The sequence below is a fragment of the Prevotella sp. TCVGH genome (assembly GCF_023522295.1).
GTDB classification, from domain to species: domain Bacteria; phylum Bacteroidota; class Bacteroidia; order Bacteroidales; family Bacteroidaceae; genus Prevotella; species Prevotella timonensis.
The window spans coordinates 1-23,684 of the sequence record NZ_QFFX01000009.1 but is presented as its reverse complement, the minus strand read 5'-3'; the positions used below and the strand labels follow the sequence as shown (position 1 = coordinate 23,684).

Here is a 23,684-nt window from a genome sequence, read left to right as displayed (position 1 = left end):
TGGAGCAATCGTATTGGGGACTGCTGCCGCTCCTTGTTTTAGCTTTTATTTCAGCACCAATTATCTTTTATTTCAGCTCCAATTCCACGGGACAATGGTCGCTACCCATTATCTCGGTATGAATCTTTGCATCGTGTAAGCGTTCTTTCAACCGTTCTGAAATAAGGAAATAGTCGATACGCCAGCCTGCATTCTTTTCTCTTGCCCTGAATCTATACGACCACCATGAGTATGTAATCTGCTCTGGATAAAGGTAACGGAATGTGTCTATGAAGCCGTTGTCCAGCAATCTGGTCATCTTATTGCGTTCTTCGTCTGTAAAACCAGCATTGCGTTTGTTTGTCTTTGGGTTCTTCAAGTCAATCTCTTCATGCGCTACGTTCAGGTCTCCACAAATGATTACTGGTTTGATTTGGTCGAGTTGGGTAATATAAGCACGAAAATCATCCTCCCATTTCATGCGGTAATCAAGTCTTCTAAGTTCATCTTGTGAGTTGGGAACATACACGGTGATCAAGAAAAAGTCTTCCATTTCAAGCGTAATCACACGTCCTTCTTGGTCGTGTTCCTCTATTCCCAAGCCATAGCTCACATGAATAGGTTTGTGTTTTGTGTAAATAGCCGTTCCTGAATAACCTTTCTTCTCGGCATAGTTCCAGTATGAAGTATAGCCCGGAAATTGCAAATCCAACTGTCCTTCCTGCATTTTAGTTTCTTGAAGGCAGAAGAAATCTGCATCAAGCTGTTGGAAAGATTCTTGAAAATTCTTTTTTACGCAGGCTCTAAGACCATTTACATTCCAGGATATGAAGTTCATAAAGTTACGTTTTTATAGTTTGTTGATAGGATGAATATTGTATTTCATTGCTTGAGGTGTTCCACTCATTCTCTTCATCTGATGTCTTGATTAAATTTTCCTTGACTCTCCACGAAGAAGATTCATAAACTCTTCACGTGTTTTTGCTTGGTTAAAAGCACCCGAAAAGGCACTCGTTGTGGTGATAGAATTTTGTTTTTCGACTCCTCTCATCTGCATACACATGTGTTTTGCTTCGATGACAACCATCACGCCCAAAGGTTGCAATGCCTCTTGTATGCAATCTTTCACTTGTTGAGTGAGTCGTTCTTGCACCTGAAGTCTGTGACTGTATATGTCTACCACGCGTGCTACCTTGCTCAGTCCTGTAATATGTCCATGAGGAATGTAAGCTACGTGTGCCTTTCCATAAAAGGGGAGCATGTGATGTTCGCACAAAGAAAAGAAGTCTATATCTTTTACAATGACCATTTGATCATACTTTTCTTCAAACAGTGCATCCAATAGCACTCGTTTAGGGTCTTGTGTATATCCCCGAGTGAGTACCTGCATTGCCTTTGCCACACGCATCGGTGTCTTTTCTAATCCTTCTCTATCTGGATTCTCGCCTAATAATTGTAATATTTCTTGATAATGTGATGCGAGTTCATCCAAACCTTCGCGAAATTCATTTGTTTGATTCATGCGGATTGTGTGCTTCTATGATTAATATTGTACGGTAATTTTTCCTCGAACAATGCAAGCTTGTTTGTACCCAAGTCCTTTGACTTGTTTTAGTATTCTTGCAGCTTCTTCGTAGCTACGATAGTTTCCAACACGGCAAATCCATCTTGGCGAGTAGAAATGTACATAGATCGGTTCGTTTGGAAGTACTTGTTTGATGTTGTCTCTGATGCTTTCAGTTCGAAGTCTGTCTGCTCGCGAGTTACCTCCAGCAAATGCTTGTACCCGATAGCCATTAATTTTGTAGCTTTTGCGCATTACTTTTTTGCGCATATCTATGGTAGGAATGTCCAACTCAAAGGTAGACGTATCCTCTTTTGTAGCTCGTCTTTCGGTGGCTTTGGCAGAACTTTCCTGCTTATTATTCCTGTCTTCTTTCGTCTTATCCGTAATCTTATCCTGCTTTTGTGGTGTCAGAGGATGGATTGAAGGCTTGTCATCTTGTTTCGATTTACCCGTAGTTGGTGCTTGAGGTAGCGTAGTGATGGTGATTTTGACTTTTCCGTTAACCAATTCGTCTATATCTTTACTCTGGCTAACTTTCACAGACGCTTTTCCTGGCTCTTTCTTCTGTAAGTGATCCAAGAATGACTGTGCTTCGCTATGAATTGTAGCACATGTCAAAATAAACAATAAAGTGACGAATTTTTTCATGTGAGTTTTCCTTCAAATAAAAATGATGAAGCGAGACATAGCAATAAATTTGCTCACCCATGTCTCACTTCATGCTAAGCGTTTTTACTTCTTCCATGCATCAATGATGCCCTTAAAGTCAGCGCACTTCAATGATGCACCACCAATTAAGCCGCCATCTATATTCTCTTTAGCAAAGAGTTCGGGTGCATTACTTGCCTTGCAGCTGCCACCGTATAAGATAGTTGTGTCTTGTGCTACCTCGTTTCCGTATTTCTCTGCTACGATAGAACGAATGAAAGCGTGTATCTCTTCAGCTTGCTCTGCTGTAGCTGTCTTTCCTGTTCCAATTGCCCAGATAGGCTCATACGCAATAACGATGTTCTTAAACTCATCTGCGGAAAGATTGAATACAGAACCTTCAAGTTCTGCTTTCACTACTTCGTTCTGCTTGTTGCTCTCACGTTCCTCCAAAGTCTCACCGATGCAGAATATAACTTTCAGCCCATTCTTCAAAGCCAGCAATACTTTTTCTTTCAAAATCTCTGGGGTTTCCTTGTAATATTGGCGTCTTTCAGAGTGCCCAAGAATTACGTATTGTGCACCAGTGCTTTTCACCATCTCTGCTGAAACCTCACCTGTGTAGGCTCCCTTCTCTTTGTCAGCACAATTTTCTGCACCCAGTGCAACCACATTTTGGTCTAATACTTCGGCTACACTTGCCAAGTGGATAAATGGAGTGCAAACAATTACACCGCAATTAGGCTTTTCTGCCTTTAACACTTCATTTATTTCCTTTGCCAAGGCTACACCTTCTTGCAGGTTCAAGTTCATTTTCCAGTTTCCTGCTACAATTTTTTTTCTCATATACTAATCATTGTTTAAAGTTGAAATACTATCTTCAGTTTTCTCTTTTGTCTGTTCTTTTTTCTTTTGCTTAAATCTTAACCATCTGCTCCATGCCCATAAACGGTCGGCAACTGTAAGTAATAATAAGGGAAGTACGAACCACAAAAAGATAATCATCATTCTTTTGGGGATGCTATTCTCTTCTATCGTACCTATTTTTGACAGATATAACGGCTTTTGAAGTTCTGCTTCCTGAGGCAAATCATGATGACTCCACTTCCTTATAATGATACCTTTCTTCAGTAATATCAATCCAGGGTTACTGCGAATAATGGTTTTCAGTGTTGTTTCATCCGTTCTGCAAAACGGATATTCAGCCCCTGTTAAGTCTTGCCAATGTTGGATATTCTCTTTCGTACTTGCCGTTAAACAGTAGAATGGATAGTCATAGGTTTGTGCATATTCGTAAATTCTGTCGATATTGCCAAAATTCAAGTCGCTTGCATTCTCCAGATGTGGCGAAATGAGCAAGAAAGTGTAGCTCGAATCTGCAAGAATTTCCTCAGTTAAATCCTCTCCTTCTAAGGTCTGAATGCTGAAGTCATGAATGGGAGGCACGTATCCTTCTGTTAATTGTGTTGTTTTGCTGTCCACAAATTCCCATGTAGAGTCAGGATAATTGTCAAGTGTAAACTCTTTTGTTTCTCCATTCTTCTTCAGCAAAAATGTTGTTTCAAACTTGGGTTGTTCAGCATTTTCTGGTATTTCCATACCCTTTGGGATGTTCGCTCCTATATGATAAGGTCGGAAATCGAAGAAAGGTAATTTATATAAACAATACAAGCTGGAGGCGATGATGAAGAGAATGGTGTAGTTGAAGACAATCCATTGGTTTGTTTTGGAGATAAATCTCCACATGCGCAACGGCCATAATGCAATGATAATAGCGCACCCCAGCAGCACAATGTTCTTGACTAAAGTCTCCATGTTGCTCAGATGAATGGCGTCGCCAAAGCATCCGCAATCGCTAATAGGGTTGGCAATGACAAGCCAAAGCGTGACGATGGTCATAGCAACCATGAACGTCAGCGTTATCTTGGACACCAGTCGTCTGCGAATAGCCAACAGGATAAACACCCCAAGACTGAACTCAATGGCAGATAATCCAACGGAAGAAGCCAATGTTATCCAGTCTGGAACCATTCCTTGGCATGACAATGCTTCCAAATAGTCTTGTATCTTGTATTGAGTTCCTAATGGGTCAATGGCCTTCACATAACCCGAAAAGATGAAGGTTATGGCTAATACCAGTCGGCACACATTGGTCAAGATAGTCTTCACTTTATTCACTAAGCCTGATAACGCCAAAGACAGCGTAGTTGATAATATCCATTAAATTTGAGTCTATGCCTTCAGAAACGATTGCTTGTCCGTGAATATCCTCCAATTCTTTCATTCTTTGAATTTTTGTAAGAATGAAATCGGTGTAGCTACTCACACGCATCATTCGCCAAGCCTCATCATAATCATGATTTTTCTTGAGCATCAGTTCTAAAACTTCCTGTACATGTCGGTCGTATAGCGTCATGGCCTCCGTGGTATTGATATCAACTTCGTCGACAAAGCCTTTCTCTAATTGTATCAATCCAATAATACCATAATTAATCAATGCCATGAATTCAGGTCGTATGCCTTCTTCTATCATGGCTTTCTTTTTCATCTCGATAGACCGAATGCGCTTGGCTTTGATAAACAACTGGTCTGTCAATGAAGACGGACGCAGGATTCGCCACGATGCACTGTAGTCGTGGAGCTTATTCTCAAACAGTGTCCGGCATTCTGCCAGTACATCCTTAAACTGCTCTTCTGTCTTTGTATGGTTCATATTATAGTGTGCAAATTTAATCAATTCTACTGGAATAGCCAAAGAATGTGACGAGTGAATTTTGTGTTTGTTATCGGGTAGAAGTCTTGAAGTGTGTAGATACAAAAAATGAAGAAAGCGTTGGATGCCCTATTGATTAACAATCTTTCTTCAATTCGTATGATGTCTGACAGAAATGGTTACTGGTTAGCTGCGTGCTGATATTCTTTTGTATCTTGTTTCTGCCTCATTCGTATCATTCTCACCACGCCACACATGGCTTCGTATCTGGCTTTCAGGGAGTCGCGCTCTACTCTCATCATGTTGGCTTTGTACAAGTTGTCTTCCCCAGGAATCTCTCTTAGGATAGCTTGAAGCGCAGAGTCGGTTTGCGCAATGTCGTGTTGCGCTAACTTCAGTGATGCTTGTTGCCATAGACGCAAGCTTTCTCTCCTGCTCTTTATCGCTTTCGGGAACTGCATTCTCAAAGCGGTAATAGAGTCGAGTGTTTGCATATATTCGCCTCGTTCATAGAGAGCTTTGATTTGAGCGAGCAAGTGGGCTGCCTGTTCGTCTTCTGATGGAGCGCACGAGACGATGGTCAAGGCGCACAATATCAACCATGTAAAAATCTTCATGTCGCAAAAATAGTAATTTTCTGCATGAACGCATCCAAAACGTTGCTTATTTTTAGTAACTTTGCAGCCACTTAAGAAGTTTTATCATTCAAGACGGTTGTTGTCTGTCTTCATTATTAAAATTAAAATAACCTTGAGAGCTTCATCCCGAAAGAGACAGGGATAGTCTCTCGTTTGACTTATGCGAAATCTTTCGAATGCCGATTTGGCGCATCTTTTAGATAATGATATCTTTCATCAAATATCCGCTGTTGCCGACCATTTAGATGTAGAATGTTACGTGGTGGGTGGTTATGTCCGCGATCTTTTCTTGGAACGTCCATCCAATGATATTGACGTGGTTGTTGTCGGTAGCGGAATTGAGGTTGCAGCTGCATTGAAACAAAAGTTAGGCAAACGTGCCTATCTCTCGGTGTTTCGCAATTTTGGTACGGCTCAGATTAAGTTCAAGGGAATGGAGATAGAGTTTGTGGGTGCCAGAAAGGAGAGTTACAGCCACGATTCGCGTAAGCCTGTGGTGGAAAATGGTACATTAGAAGACGATCAGAATCGTCGAGATTTTACTATTAATGCGTTGGCGGTCTGTCTCAATCAGGCACGTTTTGGAGAGTTGGTAGACCCCTTCGATGGATTGTTAGATTTGGAAGACGGACTGATACGCACACCTCTTGACCCTGATATTACCTTCTCTGACGACCCTCTTCGTATGCTTCGATGTGTTCGTTTCTCCACCCAACTCAAGTTCTTTATTGAAGACGAAACTTTTGAAGCATTGAGGCGCAATGCCGAACGTATAAAGATTGTGAGTGGTGAACGCATTGCTGACGAGCTGAACAAAATCATGATGACCGATCATCCCAGTCGAGGATTCATAGAATTGTATCGCTGTGGCTTGTTAGAGTTAATCTTACCCGAGCTGGTGGCAATGGATCAAGTAGACACCAGAAATGGCAGAGCACACAAAAACAATTTTTATCACACGTTGGAGGTGGTGGATAATATCTGCCAGCACACCGACAAATTGTGGTTGCGGTGGGCTGCTTTGTTTCATGATATAGGCAAGCCACGCAGCAAGCGTTGGGACTCGTTGGTGGGGTGGACATTCCATAACCACAATTTTATTGGGGCTAAAATGGTTCCTGGCATTTTTAGACGACTTAAATTCCCGTTGGATGCCAAAATGAAATATGTGCAAAAGCTGGTGGATATGCACATGCGACCTATTGCAATTGCTGATGACGAGGTAACGGACAGTGCTGTACGCAGGTTGATGAATGATGCCGCAGACGATATAGATGATTTGATGACTTTATGCGAAGCCGATATTACCAGCAAAAATTCACAGCGAAAAAAGCGCTTTTTGGATAATTTTAGAATTGTCAGAGCAAAGCTTGATGACTTGAAGGAGCGTGATTACAAACGCTTGCTGCAACCCTGTATTGATGGAAATGAAATCATGGAGCTGTTTCATCTCAAGCCTTCTCAAGAGGTGGGAGCGCTGAAGCAGGCGTTAAAGGATGCGGTATTAGATAACAAAGTGCCTAACGAACGCGAACCCTTGATGAAACTTCTTTTAGAAAAAGCCAAAAAGATGGGGCTTGAGAAGTAATGCTTTTCAAGCGATCGTCAACTGTCAGCTATGATTTTTTATGCAGGTAGGTCTTTATTAGGTGCTATTTCATCTGCTTTTTGTGTAGATTTTTGACGAAAAGGCAATCTTAATTTTGTAAACTTTTTTGGTAGTTTTCAATTCTGCAAAATAGAATTTTTGGAGGTGTCTCAAAGCTTCAATAGACACGTTTTTTAGCTCTTGTGTTGTTAACTCAATGGGTTAGTCCGTCTAAAGACACACTCTAAGGCCATTATGAACATACATTAGTGGGCTTGAAGTAATGAGATAAAAAGACTAAAGCATGTCTTCAATCCAAGAAAATATGGCATTATTTTTATAATCTATTGAGGTTTAAGGAGTTGTAAAATTCGCGTATTTGCGAGCAAAGGTGCACCTGTTTCCAAATATGCGAGTATTTGACAAGCAAATCAAGATTTTTTACCATTTTTGTGAACTATAAAGAAGTTCTTTTGTCCTATTTTTTGCAACGCCAATGAATAAGTTGGTTGGCGGATAAAACTCCTTACTTGTCCTCACGTTCAACGCTATTAGATAATCATATAGTAAAGAGTAATGATGTATAAAACTGTTCGTTTTTTTATTAGAATCAATGCAATATTTGTTAAAAGTACCCAAGGGGTACGGCATTTCTCATAAAAAACAAGTACTTTTACAAAGTAAAAACTTGAATACATATTTGAGTTTTCTATTGTATTCGATTTAGGATGACAAAGAAAGAAACGAAGAAATAATAAAAAATAAATAGGATATGAGACGAAAAAACGTGTTTTTGTTGGCTGCTTTTGCTGTGCTTTTAGCCGCCTGCGGAGGTAAACCGAATCTAAAGTTTGGCGACAACGAATTTCCAGTACAAACGGTTGAGAGTACAGGTTCATCCACTCAGACCACTTATCCTGCGGTCATTAAGGGCATTCAGGATGTGGAGATTCGTCCTAAAGTTTCTGGTTTCATCACGAAGTTGCTCGTACAAGAGGGACAAACTGTGAAGGCTGGGCAACTATTGTTCGTGATAGATAACAGCACTTTCCAAGCCTCAGTGCGCCAAGCACAGGCAGCGGTCAACTCTGCAAAGTCGCAACTGCGGACCGCAAAGCTAACGTATGAGAATAGTGAGCAACTGTTTAAGCGTAATGTCATAGGGCAATACGAGTTGCAATCTGCACAGAACACGTACGAAACGGCAAAGAGTGCGGTGGCTCAAGCACAAGCAAGTTTAGCCTCTGCAAAAGAGATGCTCAACTTCTGTTATGTGAAAAGTCCTGCGGCAGGAGTGGTTGGTAGCCTTCCTTTTAAGCAAGGAGCCTTGGTCAGCGCATCCAGTCCACAGCCATTGACAACGGTTTCTAATATTAGTACTGTGGAGGTGTACTTTTCTATGACCGAAAAAGATGTTTTAGAAATGACAAAGACTGCTGGCAATGTGTCGGCGGCCATTGCTTCTATGCCAACGGTAAAGTTACAACTGGCAGATGGCACAATTTACAATCAGCCGGGTAAGGTGGTAAAGATGAGCGGTGTCATCGATCCAGCGACAGGAACACTGTCTATGATAGCACGCTTTCCCAACCCTGACAAACTGCTGAAGAGTGGTGGGGCAGGCTCTATTGTTGTGCCAAAGGTGAGCCAAGGTGCCATTGTCATTCCACAGTCTTACACCGCAGAGGTACAAGATAAGGTATTTGTGTACACGGTGGGCAAGGACAACAAAGTGAAGTATCAGGAGATTAAGGTTGCTCCACAGAATGATGGGAAAAACTTTATTGTCACTGGAGGTTTGAAAGTGGGTGACCGAATCGTTACCCATGGCATTACGAAGCTAACTGATAGCATGGAGATTAAGCCCATTACCGAGGCACAGTATGCAAAGAAAATAGCTGAAGCCGAGAAGTTGGGGGAGATACAAGGTGACTATGGTAAGATGAAGGAGGCTTTCAAATAAAGATATTTCAAGTGTCGTGTTTCGTTGACAAGGCAAAAATGTTGGCGATTAAGCCAACGACAACATACTATAAATTATGACATTAACAAGATTTATTAAGCGGCCAGTTCTTTCAACGGTTATCTCGGTGGTCATCGTTATCTTGGGATTTATTGGATTGGCAACGCTTCCTATAGAACAATATCCAGACATTGCTCCTCCTACCATTTCGGTATGGACAACTTATATTGGCGCAGATGCTGAAACAGTGAAAAACTCTGTCTTGGCTCCTCTTGAGGAGAGTATCAACGGAGTGGAGAACATGGAGTACATGACATCATCGGCTACCAATGCAGGAAGTGCACAAATTACCATTTACTTCCGACAGGGAACTAATCCTGACATGTGTGCCGTCAATGTTCAAAACCGTGTTTCTCAAGCCCAGGGACTATTGCCAGCAGAAGTGAACCGTGTCGGTGTGACTGTTTCTAAACGTCAAACCTCGCAGGTGATTATGTACACGCTCACTTCAGAAGACGGTAAATATGATGACAGGTTTTTGACCAATTATAACAATATCAATATTGTTCCTGCCATTAAGCGTATCCAAGGGGTCGGCGATGTGCAGAGCCCAGGCATGAAAACCTATTCTATGCGTATATGGTTAAAGCCAGATGTCATGAAACAATACGGCTTAATTCCTACCGATATTGCGGGTGCATTGGCAGAACAGAATATCGAAGCGGCACCTGGCTCGTTTGGTGAGCAAAGCGATATGGCGTACGAATATGTGATGCGCTATAAAGGTAGACTGAAGACAGCAGAGGAGTTTGGCAATATTATCTTGCATAGTACACAGACAGGACAAACCTTAAAGCTGAAAGATGTTGCAAAGATTGAACTCGGAGGACTGACGTATGCGGTGAGTATGCGTAACAACAACAACCCTTCATCTATGGGTATGGTGCAACAAATTGCGGGGTCGAATGCCAATGTCATTGCTAAGGCGGTGAAAGAAGAATTAGACAAGCAGGCTAAAAACTTCCCTCCGGGCATGGAATATAAGATTAACTATGACGTAACCGAGTTTTTGTATGCCTCCATTGAAGAAGTTGTCAAGACACTTGTTATCACTTTGTTGCTCGTTTTCTTGGTGGTGTACATCTTCTTGCAAGACTTCCGCTCGACCATCATCCCGATGATAACAGTTCCAGTGTCATTAATTGGTGCTTTCTTCTTCTTGAAGATGTTTGGTTTTTCTATCAACCTGCTCACCTTGTCGGCACTGTTACTGGCTATCGCCATTGTGGTTGACGATGCCATTGTGGTGGTAGAGGCGGTTCATGCCAAGTTGGATTTGGGCTATAAGAGTGCCATGACCGCCAGTATTGATGCCATGAGCGAGATAGCGGGTGCCATTATATCCATTACGTTGGTGATGGCTGCCGTGTTCGTCCCCGTATCTTTTATAGGCGGAACATCAGGTACGTTCTATCGAGAGTTTGGAGTGACCATGGCAGTCTCTATCCTCATCTCTGCCCTCAATGCACTGACGCTCTCGCCAGCCCTATGTGCCATTTTCCTCAAACCAAAGAATGAGGACGGGTCGGAGCGTAAGATGAGTAGGATAGACCGTTTCCATGCGTCGTTTAATACGAGTTATGACAAGGTTTTGGGTAAGTACAAAAACAGGGTAGAAAAGCTCGTCAGAAAACCTATCCTTACAGGAGTGTTTGTTTTGGTGGGTGCCATTGCCCTGATCTTAACGATGAAAACCACTAAAACAGGATTGGTTCCTAATGAAGATACGGGTACATTGTTCTGTACGGTGTCTATGCCTCCTGCCACAAGTGCAGTGCGAACGCAAGAGGTAATAAACCAGATTGATGCTATGTTGGCAAGCAATCCAGCTATTCAGAGCCGTGAACAATTGCAAGGATTCAACTTCATTGCAGGGCAAGGCTCTGACCAAGCCACGTTTATCATTAAGTTGAAGCCTTTTAAGGATCGCAACATGGGGCAGAGTGCCATGGCTGTTTTGGGTATGATATATAAGCAAACGGCTCAAATAAAAGATGCACAAATCTTGGCATTTGCGCCTCCAATGATACCAGGTTTCTCGGTTAGCAATGGTGTGTCATTGGTGTTGCAAGACAAGACGGGTGGAGATTTGAGCAAGTTCTTTGACATTACGAAGCAATACTTGGCAGAATTGAACAAACGCCCAGAGATACAAATGGCGATGACCTCATACAATCCTAATTATCCTCAATATATGATTGACGTTGATGTGGCTAAATGTAAACAGGTAGGCATATCGCCAGCCACGGTGTTAAGCACACTTCAGGGGTATTATGGAGGTATGTATGTGTCTAACTTCAATGCTTACGGCAAGTTATATCGTGTGATGATACAAGGAGATGTGGATAGTCGTGCACGACCAGAGGGCATGAATGACATCTTTGTGCGTACTCCTGCTGGCATGGCTCCTATCAATGGATTCTGTTCTATCAAACGAGTGTATGGCCCGTCCAATGTGAATCGCTTCAATATGTTTACCAGTATCAACGCAACCGTAACCGTCAATGACGGTTATTCATCGGGTGAAGCTATCGAAGCTATTAAAGAGGTGGCGGCTACTACCTTGCCACAGGGATATGGATATGATTTCTCTGGTTTATCAAGGTCTGAAAACAGCTCAAGTAACTCAACGGTGATGATCTTTGGATTGTGTCTGTTGTTTGTTTATCTCATTTTGGCGGCACAGTACGAGAGTTATCTTTTGCCCTTCGCTGTCATCCTTTCCATTCCTTTTGGTTTAGCAGGAGCGTTCCTGTTTACACAACTGTTTGGGCATAACAATGATATCTATATGCAGATTTCCTTGATTATGTTGATAGGATTGTTAGCAAAGAATGCCATTCTGATTGTGCAGTTTGCACTGGAAAGGCGACAAACAGGTATGGCTATCACTTGGGCTTCTATTCTCGGTGCAGGTGCACGTTTGCGCCCAATCTTGATGACATCTTTGGCAATGGTGATAGGTTTGCTCCCTATGATGTTTGCCATGGGCGTTGGTAAGAATGGTAATCAAACCTTAGGTGCAGCAGCTGTGGGCGGTATGTTGATAGGAACGTTCTGCCAGTTGTTTGTAGTTCCCGTCTTGTTTGTCATCTTCCAAGCTCTTCAAGAGAAGATAAAGCCATTAAAATTTGAAGATGAAGAAAATTTGGAAGCGACAGCTGAGTTGCGTCAATATGCACGGAAACCTTTGCCAAAACAAGTTGAAGTGTAAAAAATAGAAAGAAATGAAAATACAAAATATCCTCTTGATTGCTATTTCTGCAATGAGTTTGACAGGCTGTAAAAGTCTCTATGGGGTGTACGACCGACCAGCTGTGAAGACCGAAGGAATAGTGCGTGACGTTCAATCTCCAACAGATACATTGGTAGTGACCGATACTTTGAGTTTCGGTCGCATGCCATGGCGTCAAGTGTTTACAGATGTTCAGCTGCAAAAACATATAGAGCAAGCACTTGCCAATAACTTGGATTTGCTCAATGCAGCACAGAATGTGAAAATGGCAGAAGCCCAGCTCAAGGCTGCGAAATTGTCTTTTCTGCCCTCGTTCACCTTCGCACCCCAAGGAACTATTGCTTCATGGGATGGCGGAAGTGCTATAACAACCTATCAACTGCCCATTGCGGCGAGTTGGAATGTCGACCTTTTCGGAAATCTTTTAAGTCAGAAGCGTTCCTCGCAGGTTGCTTTATTAGCGTCACAAGATTATCAGAAGTTGGTTAGGATTAACATCATCAGTGGCGTAGCCAATTTCTATTATACCTTGTTGATGCTGGATAGGCAGCTTGCTATTGTGGATGACATGCACGGATTGACGAAAGAAACGTGGGAAAAGATGAAGGTATTGATGGATTTAGGACGTGGAATCCGATCTACTGGCGTACAGAGTGCCGAGGCAAATTATTATGCTGTTGAGGCAAAACGTGCAGATTTGTTGCGACAAATACGAGAGACAGAAAATGCACTGTCACTCCTCATGGGGCAACCTGCACAGAGTATTGTGCGTGGAAAGCTTGAAAATCAAACCTTACCGCAGCGTTTTTCCACAGGGATAGGTCTCCAGTTGCTCAACAATCGTCCTGATGTTCATGCGGCGGAGATGCAATTAGCTCAATGTTTCTATAACGTGCAGACGGCTCGTAGCAGATTTTATCCCAGTCTATCCATCTCACCTACAGGCGTTTTTACCAATAGTATGGGCGGCATGGTGGTGAATCCAGGCAAATGGTTGCTATCAGCTGTGGGTAGTTTGGTACAGCCTATCTTCCAACAAGGGAAGATAGTAGCGGGCTTGCGTGTTGCCAATGCACAATACGAAAAAGCCTATAATACGTGGCAAAATAGTATTCTAAAGGCAGGAAACGAGGTAAGCAATGCACTTGTACTTTATCATTCTTCCGATGAAAAGAGCAAGATAGAGGCGAAACAAATAGAAGTGTTGCAAAAAAATGTAGAAGATACCAAACTTCTGTTGCATCAGTCAAACAGCACTTACCTTGAGGTAATAACAGCGCAGCAAGCACTCTTAAATGCTCAAACAGCGAAGATAAGAGACGACTTCAATAAGATGCAAGCCATTGTAAATCTCTATCAGGCTCTTGGAGGTGGCGTACAATAGCGGTTTAAGATGACTAAAGGCAAAAAGTGAATATTTCATGAGCCTTATCAATTTATTTATTCATTCAATGATCATTAACAGATATGGCAAGCGACATCAGTGAAAAAGCGCAAATAGCAAAAGGTGCAAAGATAGGGAACAATTGTAAGATATATCCATTTGCATATATCGAGGATGACGTGGTGATAGGTGACAACTGCGTGGTGTATCCCTTTGTGAGTATTATGCATGGAACTCGTATGGGTAATGATAATCAGGTTTATCAAGGTTCTGTGTTAGGAGCGGTTCCACAAGACTTTGAATTCAAAGGCGATGATACCGAATTGCGCATTGGCGACCATAATATTATTCGAGAAAATGTAGTGATCAACCGAGCTACTCATCAAGGTGGACAAACCATTATAGGTCATGAAAACTTCCTCATGGAAGGATCGCATATCTCTCATGACACCAAAATGGGAAACCAGTGTGTGTTGGGATATGGAACAAAGATATCAGGCAACTGCGAAATAGGGAATGGGGTGATCTTTAGTTCAAGTGTCATCGAAAGCGAAAATACACGCATTGGCGATTATGCAATGATACAAGCAGGCACTACTCTCTATCAAGATGTTCCACCATATATTATTGCTGGTGGCATACCTGCTAAATATGCTGGACTGAACAGTATGATGTTACAAAGCTATGGCATCTCAGAAAGGGTGCAAAAGCATATAGCCAATGCTTATAGATTGGTGTTCCATGGTCAGACAAGCGTATTCGATGCCGTTCTACAAGTACAAGAACAGGTGCCTAATGGTGAGGAAATTGATGAGATAGTGCGCTTTATACAAGCGACAAAGGCTGGGATTATTGGAAAATTGTAACAGTCCTAAGCGAGCTGTTACAATTTTATAGGGTCGTTCAGCGAGTTGCTGACCTACTTTTTCAGAATGCTATTCAAGAAGTAAGCGTGAACTCTGGTGTCATTGTCCAGTTCTGGATGAAAGGCTGTTACCATTTGGTGATGCTGCCTTGCAGCGACAATATTCCCATCAACGGTTGCCAATATTTCTGCGTCTCCAAATACTTCATTGATATAAGGTGCGCGGATAAAGGTCATAGGTATCGTTCCTTCGATTCCCTTGAAAGCCTCTTCTGTATGAAAACTCCCCAATTGTCTGCCATAGGCATTTCTACAAACGTCGATATCCATGGTAGAAAGTCGGTTTGATGGCTTTCCGTTCTCTTTGCGAGCCAGCATAATCAATCCTGCACAAGTACCAAACACGGGCAATCCTTGGCGGATTTCTTCTTGAATAGGTATCAGTAAATCCAACTCATTCAAGAGTTTTGTCATGGTTGTACTCTCTCCTCCAGGGAGAATAAGTCCATCTTTGGGCTTTTCCCAATCGCACTTGTTTCGCACTTGGAATGTTTCTACCCCCAAAGAGTGAAGCATTTGCTGGTGTTCAGCAAATGCTCCTTGTAAAGCTAATACGGCTATTCTCATTACTCTATTTACCTCTTTCTGCCATCAACACTTCTATTTCGTGTTCGTTGATGCCAACCATGGCTTCGCCTAAGTTCTCGGATAACTCAGCTAATCGCTTCGGATCGTTGTAGTTGGTTACTGCTTGAACAATGGCAGCTGCCCGTTTAACAGGGTCGCCAGACTTGAATATGCCCGATCCTACAAAGACTCCTTCGGCTCCAAGTTGCATCATTAAGGCGGCATCAGCTGGTGTGGCTACGCCTCCTGCAGCAAAATTAACGACAGGTAGCTTACCATTTTCATGAACATACTTTATTAGTTCGTAGGGGACTTGCAATTGTTTGGCAGCTTCAAAGAGCTCGTCTTCAGCCATAGCCTTTATTCTTCTCATCTCTGATTGCATCATGCGCATGTGCGTTACTGCCTGTACAACGTCTCCAGTGCCAGGTTCGCCCTTGGTTCTAATCATGGTTGCGCCTTCTGCAATGCGTCGCAAAGCTTCTCCTAAGTTCTTGGCACCGCAAACAAAAGGTACTTCGAATTGGGTTTTATCAATGTGGTAAACATTGTCAGCGGGTGACAAAACTTCGCTCTCATCAATATAATCAATCTCAATTGCTTGTAAAATTTGTGCCTCAGCAAAGTGTCCGATACGGCATTTTGCCATTACAGGAATACTAACCGCCTCTTGTATGCTCTTAATCATGTGTGGATCGCTCATGCGCGACACGCCTCCTGCAGCACGAATATCAGCGGGAATACGCTCAAGTGCCATTACTGCACAGGCTCCTGCATCTTCTGCAATGTGAGCTTGTTCGGGTGTTGTAACGTCCATGATAACTCCTCCTTTGAGCATCTGGGCTAAGTTTCGATTTAAAATTTGTCTTTCTGTCATTTTGTTTATTATTTATTGATTCGATATATACTCGGTGTTATTCCTTCAGCCTTCTTAAAGAATTTGCTAAAGTGTGATTGCGAATGAAATCCTAATGCGTATGCAACTTCTTGAACGGTCTTACTTGTGGTGTCTAAGAGCAATTTACTCTTGGTCAATAGATGCTCATCAATAAGACTTTTGGGTGTCTTCTGTCCAATTCGTTTGGTGACCTGTGCCAAATATCGGCTGCTTACGCCCAAGCGATGGGCATAAAATTGTACATCATTATTGGTTGTACAATGAAGTTCTATGGCTTGTATAAATTCGTTGTATAGCTCGCTACTTCGACCTTTTAAGGCTCCAAAGTGACTCAACTGTTGTTGGATATAACTTTTTCCCTCGCATACTGCTTCATGAATATCTGTTGATACGGATAGGTAATAGGCTATTGCGGAAGATAGGCTGCTACCCAATCCGTGTGAATTTGTGAGATTTAATGTTGGGAATTCATGTTGATTAATTTGCTCACCTGAACGCCATATCAGCGTGTCGTTCATGTTTCCACTATGTAACATAACCCCTTTGCAACCTAAACTCAGAAATTGTGTCATTCCTGCTTTCATGGTTTCTTTTGTTACTTCGGCACTGTTGATGAACACAGCAGCATCCTCTTGTTTCATAATTACCAATGAACAGAGTGGGAAGAGACGATCTTTCACGGCATGAATCATGTCGGGTGTCATCAATGGCTCACCCTGGCTGGAGGTTACAATGGGGTCGTAAATAATGGTGGAAGCGTGATGCTGATGTAACATCTCAATGATAGCATCCAGCGTTTTGCTATTGCGAACCATTCCAATCTTGATAACTGCGGGTTCAAGGTCGTCAATCAATGCTGTTAACTGTCCTGCTACAATGTCAGCAGGAATATCGTAAAAGCTCTGAATGCCCAAGGTGTTTTGAATCGTAATAGAAGTAATTACCGACACAGCATAACCTCCCAAAGCCGTAATAGTTTTGATATCGGCTTGTACTCCTGCACCTCCAGTTCCGTCCGAACCTGTAATCGTTAGTATGGTATGTCGATTTTTCATTGCTAATTATTCTCAACGAGCAGATTTGACAGTTTGATAAGCTGTCATTTTCTGCTCGTACAAAGGAAATGAAAAAATATGAATGCCACAAATATAGTTCGCAAATTTACAATGAATAGGTACTTTTATATAAGCTGTGACATGAAACACGAGGCTTGAAAGCAGGATGTTTGTTAGTCTCTCTAACTCATGAAAAAAGGTTGATGAAAAGGAAAAGGTCTAATAGGGCGATAACCTACAGAAATTGGAGTATTGCTTTAGTCTTCTTAATCTCTATGGGTAATGCGGTTGAAGTAAGGACTTCTTATTGAACCTAACGACGAACTTGTTTCAAATGGTTGGTATAAAAGAACCTATGTGTTGGTCATCGCTAAGATAGGGTGTTACAACCTTCACTCTTATATGGATAAAATCAATCCGAAATGTAAGCGTTATTTTTATTGAGCAATCACGTTAATAGTAGTTAAAGCATCGTTTTATCCCTAATTTTTTTGTTACTTTGCGAGAAATTTGGTGCATTATATCCATAAAAGAATGGGAAAGAAACAAAATAAGACCAGTAATCATCATGGATTACAGGCTATTACTCTTTGTATAAGCACAGCTTTGGTACTCATCTTGTTGGGGTTAGTTGTATTTTCAACCTTAACAGGAAGAAACCTTTCCTCTTATGTAAAAGAGAATTTAGTTGTGCAGTTGATATTAGAAAATGAGATGACAAATTCTGAAGCACAGCGAATGTGTGCGGTGATTCAGAAGCGTCCATATATCAAACAGCTCGAATATATTAGTAAGGAACAAGCTCTGAAGGAGATTACATCCACTATGGGGAGCGACCCATCGGAGTTTACAGATGGTGAAAATCCTTGCCCTGCATCTATCGAAGTAACCTTAAAATCGGTTTATGCGAACAACGATTCTCTGAAATGGATAGTGAGTGAGTTTGAAAAATATCCACAAATCAACCAAATTAATTACCAGAAAGAATTAGTAGACAGCGTGAACCGCAACCTTGCCAAAATAGGTTTGGTAATGTTAGTGTTGGCATTGTTGCTTACCTTTGTATCTTTCTCCCTCATCAACAACACCGTACGACTGGATATTTATGCCCGAAGATTCTCCATACACACGATGAAGTTGGTTGGTGCTTCATGGGGATTTATCCGCAGACCCTTTGTAAGTAGAGCCGTTTGGACTGGTTTGATAGCTGGTTTGATAGCCAATGCAGTGTTGGCGGGCTGTATTTATGCGTTGTATCTATCCGAGCCTGGTATCTTGACCGTTGTGACTTGGCGCGACATGGTAATTACTGGTGCAGCCGTATTCTTGTTCGGACTCGTGATAACGGCTATTTGCGCCCACATTTCAGTAAACAAATTCTTGCGAATGAAAGCAGGAGATTTATATAAGATTTAAGAAAATAACGTTGAAAATCAATTCAGAACTCCACCTTATTATATATAGGTAAGTTCGAATAAACAAATCTATCAGATGGATAAAAGAAATTTTGCGTTCGATAAAGTCAACTTTATGTTATTGGCGATTGGCGTCGTTGTCGTGATTATCGGATTTTTGTTGATGAGTGGAAGTGGCTCTACGGAGACAGCATACAATCCTGACATCTTTAGTGTGCGACGTATCAAAGTAGCTCCAGTAGTATGTTTCTTGGGCTTTGTATCTATTATTTTTGCAATTATCAGAAAGCCAAAAGACTAATACGTTGTTTGATTTATGAGCTTACTTGAGACCATTATTCTGGCAATCGTTGAGGGTTTGACCGAGTTTCTACCTGTTTCTTCGACAGGACACATGATTATTACCCGCGACTTGTTAGGCATGCAGGCAGACGATCCGTTTATCAATGCCTTTATTGTCATTATCCAGTTTGGTGCTATCCTTTCGGTGGTGACACTTTATTGGAAGCGTTTTTTTCGCTTAGATAACACCCCTGTGCCTGAAGGAACGCCAGCTGTGAAAGCATTTATTCATCGTTGGAATTTCTATTGGAAGCTATTGGTGGCTTTTATTCCTGCTGCTGTTATCGGATTGTTAGCCAATCATTTGATTGAAAAAATGCTGGGGAGTGTCATTGTCGTGGCTGTGATGTTGGTAGTTGGTGGCATCTTTATGCTTTTTTGCGATAGAATCTTTAATCATGGTCAAGAGTCAACCTCGTTGACAGATAAGAAAGCCTTTATGATAGGTGTGTTTCAATGTATTGCCATGATACCGGGAGTGTCGCGGTCAATGGCAACTATCGTAGGAGGTATGGCGCAAGGACTAACCAGAAAGCGTGCAGCGGAGTTCTCATTCTTCTTAGCTGTGCCCACCATGTTTGCAGCTACTTGTCTTGATGTATTCAAACTCATCAAAAACGGAGGCGTAGATGCCTTGTCATCTCATGTCCCCACCTTGCTGTTGGGTAGTGCTGTTGCCTTTGTGGTTGCGCTATTGGCAATGAAGTGGTTTGTTAATTTCTTGACGAAATATGGCTTTAAGGTTTTTGGAGTTTATCGAATCATCGTCGGAGGTTTCATCTTGATTTGGCTCATGATGGGACATAGTTTGGCAATGGTCGATTAAGTCCTTAAGTTGAGAGGCTTTTTAGTAATATTGTTTTGTACACATGAATAAATGGAGTTGCTTACTTTGGAGAATGCTTACATGCCGATGAGTCGAAAAACTCACCCACTTGTCAACTCAAAAACGCACAACATGAACTTTTATAAAGGAGAGATATTTGCTATAGATAAGCCGTACGGTATGACAAGCTTTGGGGCATTGGCACACGTTCGCTATGTCATATCTCGAAAGTTGGGCATCAAGCGCATTAAGATAGGACATGCTGGAACACTCGATCCATTAGCAACAGGCGTTTTAGTGCTGTGTACGGGGAAGGCTACCAAACAAATAGAGCAGTTACAAGCGCATACGAAAGAGTACGTATGTACGATACAATTGGGGGCTACTACCGCCAGTTACGATTGCGAACATCCTGTAAATGCTACCTATCCTACGGAGCATATCACACTTGAGCGCATAGAGCAGGTATTAAAACTCTTTGTTGGAGAGATTCAGCAAACACCTCCAACCTATAGCGCATGCAAGGTTGCTGGTGAAAGAGCATACAATTTAAGGCGAGCAGGCGAAGAGGTAGCACTGCAAGCGAAAACGGTGCGTATTGATGAAATAGAGCTTATTCATTTCGACTCCAATACCATGCAACTACAACTGCGCATCGTTTGCGGAAAAGGAACATATATTAGAGCACTTGCGCGTGATCTTGGACGTGCTTTAGACAGTGGTGCATATCTGACACAACTACGAAGAACCCGTGTTGGTGCATTGACAATAGAGAATAGTATTAATTTCGACCACTTCAAAGAGTGGCTGAATGAACAAGAAATAGATGAAGGACATTAATCAATGAAGCTATCACAATTCAAATTTAATTTGCCAGAAGAGCTCATTGCTCTTTACCCTCATAGTGTTTATCATGAGATAAAGAATGCTCACGGCAAGAAAGAAATCTCGCGAATGACACGTCGTGACGAATCTCGATTGATGGTGTTACACCGAAAATCACAGACCATTGATATGTTTCAAAAGGACAAAAAAGGGAAAGATGTCAAGGGGCAATATCTTGAGTTTAGACATGTACTTGATTATTTTGATGAAGGTGATACTTTTATCTTTAATGACACAAAAGTATTTCCTGCTCGGTTATATGGTACAAAGGAAAAGACAGATGCCAAGATTGAAGTCTTCTTGCTTCGTGAACTCAATCAGGAAATGCGCCTTTGGGACGTGTTAGTAGAGCCTGCCCGTAAGATTCGTATTGGGAATAAGCTCTTCTTTGATGAAAGCGGCACGATGGTGGCGGAGGTAATCGATAACACAACGAGTCGTGGTCGTACACTCCGATTTCTTTACGATTGCCCGCATGAGGAGTTCAAGCGTGAACTTTTTGCGCTGGGTGAAACGCCTTTACCTCGTTACATCATCAATCGACGTGAAGTACCTCATGCAGATGCGCATGATCAGGAAGACTTTCAAACCATTTTTGCAAAGCATGAAGGAGCTGTCAGAGCACCTTCTACAGGGCTTCATTTCAGTAGAGAAATGCTCAAGCGTATGGAGATTAAAGGGATTCATGACACTTATATCACGCTTCACTGCAGCTTGAGTGCGTTTAATAGCATTGAGGTGGAAGACTTGACCAAACATAAAATGGATTCGGAACAAATGAAGATTGATGCCAAAGCCTGTGAAATCGTCAACCGAACCAAACAGGAAGGGCATCATGTGTGTGCCGTTGGGACAAGTGTTGTCAAGGCAACAGAGACTGCAGTTGGCACCGATGGACTGCTGAAAGAATATGACGGCTGGACCAGTAAATTTATTTTCCCGCCTTATGATTTTGGTTTGGCAGACACGATGATAGCCAATTTCTATCACAGTATGTCACCTTTGCTCATGGAAACGGCAGCTTTCGGTGGATACGAATTAGTGATGGAGGCTTATGACCTGGCAGTTAAGAACGGTTATAAGTTCGGTTGTTATGGCGATTCGATGCTGATACTGAACGATTAGTCATCAATAATCTGCGCTCTATGTCCACAGAACACATTGTATATTTAGGGCTTGGGTCTAATTTGGGGCGCCGAGAAGAAGCTATCCAACAAGCGATAGAGCAGATAAAACTATCGATAGGCACTGTCGACCGTTGCTCTTCATTGTACGAAACAAAGCCTTGGGGCTTTTCGTCCGACCATCTATTTATGAATGCTTGCATTCGTTGTCGTACCTTCTTGAGTCCTGAAGAGGTGTTAGAAGCAACCCAGAAGATAGAGACGGCTATGGGGCGAACCGAAAAATCGCACAATGGAGTCTACGAAGATCGTGTTATTGATATTGATATCTTGTTGTATGACAACCTACATATCCACACGCCAGCGCTAACAATTCCACACCCTTTCATGCATGAACGAGACTTTGTGATGAAGCCTCTATTGGAAATTTTAGACGAAAGTGATATAACTTGAATGTTTGACACATAAAAAAACTCCTCTGTAATCCATTGTTACAGAGGAGTTTTTAATTTTCCTTAAGCTTAAATGCACTTGGTAATTATCGACGTAAGCCAAGAGCTTTGATGATAGAACGGTAACGCTCAATGTCATTATCATAGAGATAATCGAGCAAAGCGCGACGCTTACCTACCAACATCGTCAATGAACGTGCAGTGTTATGATCTTTACGGTTCTTCTTAAGGTGTTCCGTCAAGTGGGAAATACGGTATGAGAACAATGCTATCTGGCTCTCTGGTGAACCAGTATCAGAGTTAGACTTTCCGTATTTGCCAAAGATCTCTTCTTTTTTTGCTTTGTCTAAATACATAGAACTTGTTGTTAAAAATTAATGATAATGCAATAATGCGGTGCAAAGGTAATACTTTTTATTCATACTCCAACTTTTGTCATTCATAATTTCTCCGAAAGCAGTCGCTTTTTAACATTTAATTACTCTTATTCTGCGCCTCTTTCATGGAATGATATTTTACGACTAAAAGCAACAACAATACAGCAGCTGTAAACTTGCTGGCACGCTACACGGACTAATAATTAATGCTGAATTTTATTTACAAAGCGCCTCTCAAAACTCGCGTATAAATCACCAACAGCAAAGTTGGTCGCAAATACGCTAAAAATGAGCGAGGTTTGTAATTTGTTGTTATTTAATGTGTTGCGCTTATTGTGCATCTTTTCATTCCCTTTTTTACCCTTTCTTGGCTGCTAACCCATTGAGTTAAGCTAACAATTTGCATGCTTTAATGCTGCTGAAGCATGTGAATAACACCTCTATTGTATGTTTCCAAGACCGTTAAATCAATGTTCTAACTTGAAAAGACATCTTTTTTGGTAAAATCAGCCCATTTTTGTAGAGCGTTTGCCTATTAAATTTTTCTATTTTGAAGATTTTAGATGGTCGTTTTTTGGTAAAATAATAGGACAAAAGCAACAGATGTCTTTGCCGATGATGGTCATGTGAGAAGCGACGTAGCTCTTTCTTTGAAAGGTCATTGTTGTTACCACAAACAAAGCAAATGAGGTAAGCAATGGACGCAAGCCATGTGAATCGATTTCAGCTTTACATTTTTTTGTTGAAACAAAAGAGCCAAGGTTCTTTTCATCTCTAATCACCTTTCTTAATTGTAAGAACCGTGTCCTCATGCAATTCTTGTATGGCACTTTCTGAACATTAAAAAAATAGAAAAAATATGTTGTAGCAGTTATAAATATGAATGATGAAATAAGTTACTATGTTTGCAAAGGCTAACACACGGAGACAAGTCGGATGCCGCTCTTCGGAGGCTTCGCGCCTCCGGCCGCATGGCAAACCACCGCGGTGTTTTTCATAGTCTGCAAGGAAAAAGTTGGTACGATAATAATTGGATTGTATAT

20 protein-coding genes and 1 pseudogene are annotated in these 23,684 nt (G+C 41.7%); 11 read left to right on the top strand and 10 right to left on the bottom strand.

What is annotated here, in order from left to right; genetic code table 11:
• Positions 1–67: 67 nt before the first annotated feature.
• The 6 genes and pseudogenes from DEM91_RS02865 to DEM91_RS02835 form a co-directional block, all read right to left on the bottom strand.
• Positions 68–817, bottom strand: a complete 750-nt coding sequence (locus DEM91_RS02865; RefSeq protein ID WP_249857931.1) for an exodeoxyribonuclease III — start codon at positions 815–817, stop codon at positions 68–70.
• Positions 818–907: 90 nt separating this feature from the next.
• Positions 908–1,501 carry a GTP cyclohydrolase I FolE gene (gene folE, locus DEM91_RS02860; RefSeq protein ID WP_008122827.1) on the bottom strand — a complete coding sequence of 198 codons (594 nt, stop codon included), beginning with the start codon at positions 1,499–1,501 and terminating at the stop codon, positions 908–910.
• A 21-nt stretch (positions 1,502–1,522) separates the two neighbouring features.
• Positions 1,523–2,194: an SPOR domain-containing protein gene (locus tag DEM91_RS02855; protein ID WP_249857930.1), complete on the bottom strand. Its 672-nt coding sequence runs from the start codon at positions 2,192–2,194 to the stop codon at positions 1,523–1,525.
• An 84-nt stretch (positions 2,195–2,278) separates the two neighbouring features.
• Positions 2,279–4,363 (bottom strand): annotated as a pseudogene (locus tag DEM91_RS12645) (BT_3928 family protein).
• Position 4,364: 1 nt separating this feature from the next.
• A complete protein-coding gene (locus DEM91_RS02840) occupies positions 4,365–4,907 on the bottom strand; it encodes a DUF1599 domain-containing protein (RefSeq protein ID WP_008122821.1) in 543 nt (180 codons plus the stop codon).
• Positions 4,908–5,086: 179 nt separating this feature from the next.
• Positions 5,087–5,524 carry a hypothetical protein gene (locus tag DEM91_RS02835; protein ID WP_249857928.1) on the bottom strand — a complete coding sequence of 146 codons (438 nt, stop codon included), beginning with the start codon at positions 5,522–5,524 and terminating at the stop codon, positions 5,087–5,089.
• A 181-nt stretch (positions 5,525–5,705) separates the two neighbouring features.
• Here DEM91_RS02835 and DEM91_RS02830 point away from each other — a divergent pair, with 181 nt between their 5' ends.
• From DEM91_RS02830 to lpxA, 5 genes are all read left to right on the top strand, one after another.
• Positions 5,706–7,133, top strand: a complete 1,428-nt coding sequence (locus DEM91_RS02830) for a CCA tRNA nucleotidyltransferase (RefSeq protein ID WP_249857927.1) — start codon at positions 5,706–5,708, stop codon at positions 7,131–7,133.
• Between the two features lie 772 nt (positions 7,134–7,905).
• The gene (locus tag DEM91_RS02825; protein WP_249857926.1) at positions 7,906–9,096 is read left to right on the top strand and encodes an efflux RND transporter periplasmic adaptor subunit; all 1,191 of its coding nucleotides are present in this window, start codon (positions 7,906–7,908) and stop codon (positions 9,094–9,096) included.
• A gap of 76 nt (positions 9,097–9,172) precedes the next feature.
• A complete protein-coding gene (locus DEM91_RS02820; protein ID WP_249857925.1) occupies positions 9,173–12,370 on the top strand; it encodes an efflux RND transporter permease subunit in 3,198 nt (1,065 codons plus the stop codon).
• A gap of 13 nt (positions 12,371–12,383) precedes the next feature.
• On the top strand, positions 12,384–13,775 hold the full coding sequence (locus DEM91_RS02815) for an efflux transporter outer membrane subunit (RefSeq protein WP_249857924.1): 1,392 nt from the start codon (positions 12,384–12,386) through the stop codon (positions 13,773–13,775).
• An 83-nt stretch (positions 13,776–13,858) separates the two neighbouring features.
• Positions 13,859–14,641: an acyl-ACP--UDP-N-acetylglucosamine O-acyltransferase gene (lpxA, locus tag DEM91_RS02810; protein WP_249857923.1), complete on the top strand. Its 783-nt coding sequence runs from the start codon at positions 13,859–13,861 to the stop codon at positions 14,639–14,641.
• 53 nt (positions 14,642–14,694) lie between these two features.
• Here the strand turns inward: lpxA and pdxT are convergent, their stop codons facing one another.
• From pdxT to DEM91_RS02795, 3 genes are read right to left on the bottom strand one after another with little or no spacing between them, the layout of a single operon-like run.
• The gene (gene pdxT, locus DEM91_RS02805) at positions 14,695–15,267 is read right to left on the bottom strand and encodes a pyridoxal 5'-phosphate synthase glutaminase subunit PdxT (RefSeq protein WP_102187615.1); all 573 of its coding nucleotides are present in this window, start codon (positions 15,265–15,267) and stop codon (positions 14,695–14,697) included.
• 4 nt (positions 15,268–15,271) lie between these two features.
• Positions 15,272–16,144, bottom strand: a complete 873-nt coding sequence (gene pdxS / locus DEM91_RS02800; protein ID WP_008122804.1) for a pyridoxal 5'-phosphate synthase lyase subunit PdxS — start codon at positions 16,142–16,144, stop codon at positions 15,272–15,274.
• A gap of 8 nt (positions 16,145–16,152) precedes the next feature.
• Positions 16,153–17,220, bottom strand: coding sequence for a hydroxymethylpyrimidine/phosphomethylpyrimidine kinase (locus DEM91_RS02795; RefSeq protein WP_249857922.1), 1,068 nt, complete (start codon positions 17,218–17,220; stop codon positions 16,153–16,155).
• A gap of 534 nt (positions 17,221–17,754) precedes the next feature.
• On the opposite strand from DEM91_RS02795, the gene DEM91_RS02790 reads away from it, so the two are divergent.
• From DEM91_RS02790 to folK, 6 genes are all read left to right on the top strand, one after another.
• Positions 17,755–18,636 carry a cell division protein FtsX gene (locus tag DEM91_RS02790; protein WP_249857921.1) on the top strand — a complete coding sequence of 294 codons (882 nt, stop codon included), beginning with the start codon at positions 17,755–17,757 and terminating at the stop codon, positions 18,634–18,636.
• A 75-nt stretch (positions 18,637–18,711) separates the two neighbouring features.
• Positions 18,712–18,936 (top strand): DUF3098 domain-containing protein, encoded by a 225-nt coding sequence (locus tag DEM91_RS02785; protein ID WP_008122798.1) that lies wholly within the window; start codon positions 18,712–18,714, stop codon positions 18,934–18,936.
• A gap of 15 nt (positions 18,937–18,951) precedes the next feature.
• Positions 18,952–19,803, top strand: coding sequence for an undecaprenyl-diphosphate phosphatase (locus DEM91_RS02780; protein ID WP_008122796.1), 852 nt, complete (start codon positions 18,952–18,954; stop codon positions 19,801–19,803).
• Positions 19,804–19,935: 132 nt separating this feature from the next.
• The gene (gene truB / locus DEM91_RS02775) at positions 19,936–20,643 is read left to right on the top strand and encodes a tRNA pseudouridine(55) synthase TruB (RefSeq protein ID WP_249857920.1); all 708 of its coding nucleotides are present in this window, start codon (positions 19,936–19,938) and stop codon (positions 20,641–20,643) included.
• Positions 20,644–20,646: 3 nt separating this feature from the next.
• Positions 20,647–21,813: a tRNA preQ1(34) S-adenosylmethionine ribosyltransferase-isomerase QueA gene (gene queA / locus DEM91_RS02770; RefSeq protein WP_249857919.1), complete on the top strand. Its 1,167-nt coding sequence runs from the start codon at positions 20,647–20,649 to the stop codon at positions 21,811–21,813.
• A gap of 20 nt (positions 21,814–21,833) precedes the next feature.
• Positions 21,834–22,265 carry a 2-amino-4-hydroxy-6-hydroxymethyldihydropteridine diphosphokinase gene (gene folK, locus DEM91_RS02765; protein WP_249857918.1) on the top strand — a complete coding sequence of 144 codons (432 nt, stop codon included), beginning with the start codon at positions 21,834–21,836 and terminating at the stop codon, positions 22,263–22,265.
• A gap of 85 nt (positions 22,266–22,350) precedes the next feature.
• On the opposite strand, the gene rpsO is transcribed toward folK, so the two are convergent.
• Entirely contained in the window at positions 22,351–22,620 is a 270-nt protein-coding gene (gene rpsO, locus DEM91_RS02760) for a 30S ribosomal protein S15 (RefSeq protein WP_008122789.1), read from the bottom strand.
• Positions 22,621–23,684: the final 1,064 nt, after the last annotated feature.